This window comes from Piscirickettsia salmonis LF-89 = ATCC VR-1361 (assembly GCF_000297215.2).
Classification (GTDB): Bacteria; Pseudomonadota; Gammaproteobacteria; order Piscirickettsiales; family Piscirickettsiaceae; genus Piscirickettsia; species Piscirickettsia salmonis.
In genome coordinates this window covers 1-4,290 of record NZ_AMFF02000036.1, presented here as the reverse complement: position 1 = coordinate 4,290, position 4,290 = coordinate 1, and the positions used below count along the sequence as shown (strand labels likewise).

Below are 4,290 nucleotides of genomic sequence, written 5' to 3'. Positions count from 1 at the left end.
GTGCGGCAATCAGTTAAGAAGAGTAAGCACCCAATTTGGTCTTACTCTTAGGGAAAAGTACAATTACTATGAAGAGCTAGCAACCAGCCGATTTAGAGGCTTCTAGTAGGGTAACTCCGCCCGAAATTAGAGAATTCGCCTATTTTCACCTAAAAAACCGCCTGCAGACATTATATTCGGTAATGGCCACAGCAATACTGACCAGAATTTAACATCCTCCTAAACATTGCCGCCAGGATCATTTTTTTGAAATTCCTGAATCTCAAGAGCGGCTAAAAACATCATCAAAGCAGGTGGTTCTTTGCGTGATGTTCAACAGCTTGCAGGACATACCACACTACAAACCACTCAGCGTTATATCGAGGGTGATAGTGAGGCTAAAAAGAAAATTGTAGACCTTATATAGTAATACCTTTAGATACCGATACTTAACAATACCTATCAATATCGACAAATACCGGTATTGGTAGGTATTTATCGGTATTAGTAATATTAGCTATTATGCCACTTCATCAGCATCAACAACAATCATTTTGCCTTTACGCTTTATTGAGTCCCAAGCAGTCTTAACTAAGTAGTTAAGTACTAATTGTTTATTTCCTGCGGTCTTTTCTGCTATTTCCTTGTCTAGCTCTTTTGGTAAATACAAATTAAAAGCTTCTGATTTTTTCCTTGTATGCCTTCCTTTAGTAGTAATCAATAGCTCAGAAGCCATATCCTTACGTGGTCTACCTTTCTTCTTGGCTTCTTCAGGTGAGTCTACAGCTTTCTCTTGAGCAACAGAAGTATCAACATTTCCCCTGTCTAAAGTAGCAACTGTTCCACCAGCAGCTTCGTTAATAAAACTATCAGGAGTTAATTCAATTTTATTCTTTTTCTTTAAGTGATCAAATTGTCCAGCCATTTAGATAGCCTCCTTTATAGGTACTTCTAAATCAATAAATTCGTTCAAGTTAAACTCTATACCGAAAGCTTCTTTAAATAGAGAACACATCTCAATACTGGCTTTGGGAGTATATGACTTCTTTTTATATGCAGGCATAGCAGAGTAAAGATCTTTTTCATACTCAACGACAGCATTAGCATTATTAGATGCATATTGATAAGCAACTCTTTCACAAACCACAGAGTTACAGCGATTAATATTTTCTAACTCATCTACAAAAGCAATAGCATCATCAGTTTTCTTAATTTTTACATGTGTGCTAGCACGAGTAATTAAAACTTTGCAATTCAATTTAGGATTATATACCTGTGATGTTTCTACAAGTTCATCCATCTTAATTAAAGTTTCTAAGTCAAAAGCACTTGCTTGAACTGGGCTAATCATTAAAGTTAATTCAGAGGCAACCATAGAAGAGCGAAGTTCTACAGAGTCTTGCCCACCTGCATCAATAATAACATCGTCATACCTCTCAGCTAATGATGCTATTTCTTTATAAACATGCTTACCACTAATTTGATAACAGTCAGGTGTAGGTAAAGTACCTTTATCTCGTCGACGATCAATGAAGTTACGGGATGTTCCCTGTTTATCGCAATCTAATAAGGCAACATTTCTACCAATTAAAGAAGCCATTACAGCTAAATTAACCGAAGTTGTACTTTTCCCTGTACCACCTTTTTCACCGCCACATAAAATCACAGCCATTATTTTTCCCCTGGATGAAATTATTTTTTCAATACCTATCGATACCTAAAGGTATCTACTATAAAATTTATACTATAAATTCAGGTATTGCAAGGTATTGATAGGTATCAATCAGTATTGATAGATATTGATAGGTATCTTACGATATTGATCGGTATCATTTTAAACTCTAATAAATAAAAATAAATCTTAAGGCTATTAAGTTCTAATTATTTAATACTTACAAATACTCAAAGGTATTGATCGGTATCACAAGGTATTATTAGATATCGAAAGATATCGATATTGATAGGTATCGTTAGGTATTTGTTTAAAAAGAGCAGCACCAATACATTTCACTCATTTTATTTTCTTGATAAAGGGGAATATTGAGGTTATATTCATAAAAATAAAGCCCTCTTGCAGGAGGGCTAACAACTGGCTGGCGTAGAAACCTGCCTAGACATTTCTATTTTAGGTTTCTATACAGCATTAGTCAATCCTATAAGTTTATGAGGACAGGATACTTATGCTTAAAATTCGACAACCTAAAGAAAGAGTCACTGTAGTTTATCCATGGATGACTGCCATTTGTAAACACAACCCATGTGCCTCCGCAATCTTAGCGCTGTCTACATTTCGCCATAATGAATATGGCTGGAATGAGCACTATTTAACTCGTGAAGAGTTAAAAGAGGCACTTTTTCATCAATTCACACTGTATCAAATTGGCAAGGCTCTAAAACAGTTATTTACTAATAAAATATTCACTCAGATTAAGCGCAAGTGCTATGACCGTACCACCGTATTTAGTTTAAACACTAAAGCCATCAGTGCCTTTCTTGCGAGCTATACAACACAATACCCGATTAAAGAAAAGCAACCGCTTAAAGCTCCTAAAAGTGCTGAAGGCCTTGAAAAGGCTCAAGTTGCGAATTCGCAAAATGGAGATGTCGAAATCGACTTTTCAATAAAGGAAGCACAGAAAGATAAAGAAAGTATTAATAACCCCGTGCTTAATTTTGAGCAATGTGCATCACAAGGGAGTATTGTTATTGAGCTTGAATTTATTTTGACTCAATTACGTGAAGAAAAAAGAAAACACAATGACCAACTTTTAAACACTATTGATTTAGCTGACTGGGCAAACAAAGAGAAGGAACTTAGAAGCGCACTTTCAGAAACACAAGAGGCGCTTGATGAAGCAAAAGCGATGAATACTGAGATTACCCTTAATAAGCCGTGTAACACTGAAGGTGTTACGCCTAACTTGAGTAATGACTTAGCTGTGCTTGAAGATGTCCCTGTCGATATGGCTGTAGCGCATGGACCTGTGACAAACCAGCTAAGCCAGAATTTTTATAAGCAGCAAAAAAATTCAGCTGGGCGAGAAGTGACGAATAAGCACATGCAGCGATTGAAACACTTTTCTAAAAAATTTGGTAATAGTCTTGATGAAATGCTGTGGTTTTTGAAAAATGCGTATACCGAAAGAGGCTACACCATTGACAAAGTGATGGGGATTTTAAGCGCGATAGCGCCAACATTTACCCGGCCGAATGGAATGGTAAGTTTTCAATCTTCATAAGCAACCTACTATTCAAACGGTTCTACTTAATTGTTTTACAGCTACTACAAGCGATAAGACTAAAGTAGCTGACCAATAATGAAGGGTTATATGTTTTCAGTTAATTTTTTAGTCGGAAAGTATCATGGACTTACATTACTTGCATGGCTTGTACTTTGATCTGGACCTGAAGCTCGTATACTCTCATTCTTAAATGGGAGGGGTGGAGTTTTTCTTTGAATTTCTTGATCAAGCATTTTCAATGCTTCTCTTGTGCTAGTTGTTGAATTATGATTTTCTGGCTTGTCACTTTTGTATTTAAATAAACCTTTTTCACGCCATAGCTCGCGATATGGGCTTTTTGGATTAGTTTGACCCTCTAAGAGGTCTTCACGTAAATCTTCCAAAGTTTGCAGCCCCATGCTTTTTACTTTTTGAGACAATTCGCCTAGAAATTTAGATTTATTTTCGCAAGTGATCAAGCTAAATCCATGGGCTTCAAAAGGATTGTAAGTTTGACGACGAAGTGCATTCATAGCCGCTTTCTTGTCTAATTCACTAGAAAACTGTTGAATTATTTCAGCAGTCATAAGGTTGCCGGCAGAATACATACTAAGAAGGCTGTTTAACTTATCCATTTTCATGCAGGCTATTGACTCGGCAATATCAAATGCCTCGGCAAGTTGTACATCTGGATTATTTTGTATATATGCCATTAAAATAATTTCTGGCTTTTTTAAATGATCTTTATCAATTGCATATTTATTTAGTATTCCTTGGCATATCTTATAAGTTCGGCAGCTTCCTACAGGAGACTGACTTAATTGGTCATGTTGTAAGTTAATGTCTATTTTTGCTTTCATTTGTATGCTTGGCATAGGCTCTTTTCCTTTAATTCTTAATTAGTTAACGTGAAGTAACTCCATAAACAAGAATGCTAAATTATTACTTATTAAAAATCTATTGGAGTTAGTTAACTTTGAAAAATGTTTACTAAAAAATAAAACTTTACCTTAAAAAATACTAAAAACAGTGCGGAAAATGATTAATGTAAATACTGAGAGCTATACATATGTTATAGCGCTCAACGAAT

4 protein-coding genes are annotated in these 4,290 nt (G+C 35.6%); 1 reads left to right on the top strand and 3 read right to left on the bottom strand.

All coding sequences use genetic code 11. The features are described from left to right. Positions 1 to 499 precede the first annotated feature (499 nt). Together C200_RS04465 and C200_RS04460 are read right to left on the bottom strand one after the other, a co-directional pair. Positions 500 to 904, bottom strand: a complete 405-nt coding sequence (locus tag C200_RS04465) for a hypothetical protein (RefSeq protein WP_016211897.1) — start codon at positions 902 to 904, stop codon at positions 500 to 502. Next, positions 905 to 1,651 carry a division plane positioning ATPase MipZ gene (locus C200_RS04460; protein WP_016211894.1) on the bottom strand — a complete coding sequence of 249 codons (747 nt, stop codon included), beginning with the start codon at positions 1,649 to 1,651 and terminating at the stop codon, positions 905 to 907. Positions 1,652 to 2,159: 508 nt separating this feature from the next. Between C200_RS04460 and C200_RS04455 the strand changes: the two genes are divergently transcribed. Continuing rightward, the gene (locus tag C200_RS04455; RefSeq protein ID WP_016211895.1) at positions 2,160 to 3,218 is read left to right on the top strand and encodes a hypothetical protein; all 1,059 of its coding nucleotides are present in this window, start codon (positions 2,160 to 2,162) and stop codon (positions 3,216 to 3,218) included. Positions 3,219 to 3,340: 122 nt separating this feature from the next. On the opposite strand, the gene C200_RS04450 is transcribed toward C200_RS04455, so the two are convergent. After that, complete coding sequence (locus C200_RS04450; RefSeq protein ID WP_032126360.1) at positions 3,341 to 4,075, bottom strand: hypothetical protein; 735 nt, start codon at positions 4,073 to 4,075, stop codon at positions 3,341 to 3,343. Between the last annotated feature and the right edge of the window lie 215 nt (positions 4,076 to 4,290).